Origin of the sequence: Mesorhizobium sp. WSM4898 (genome assembly GCF_029625845.1) — a bacterium.
Lineage (GTDB): Bacteria > Pseudomonadota > Alphaproteobacteria > Rhizobiales > Rhizobiaceae > Mesorhizobium.
Map to the genome: position 1 here is coordinate 1 of NZ_JARTVQ010000050.1, position 253 is coordinate 253.

The 253-nt window shown below is 51.0% G+C and carries 1 protein-coding gene; it reads left to right on the forward strand.

Features of this window, described 5'->3' with window-relative positions; translation table 11 throughout:
* Window positions 1-14: 14 nt before the first annotated feature.
* The coding region (locus tag P9228_RS30905) for a hypothetical protein (protein ID WP_278057065.1) at window positions 15-253 on the forward strand (239 nt) is incomplete at its 3' end.

The following is a 253-nucleotide window of genomic DNA, read 5'->3' on the forward strand; positions in this document are numbered from 1 at the left end:
ACGAAATGCAGACAATGAGCGACAGCATCTCAAGCATTCGCGCAGACATCGAATCAATGATGACAGAAGACGAAGACGGCACATTTGACGACGCAGAAGAAAAAAGCGGGTTCGGTGCGGACGGGCTTGAGGCGATAGCAAAAGACCCCCGCTATGCGTGGGCGATTCCGCTTGTCATCGGTGGCGATAAAGACGCATTGATCAATGGCGTGGCCGAAAAACTCAAAGAAGACCCAACTTTACTGCATGACTT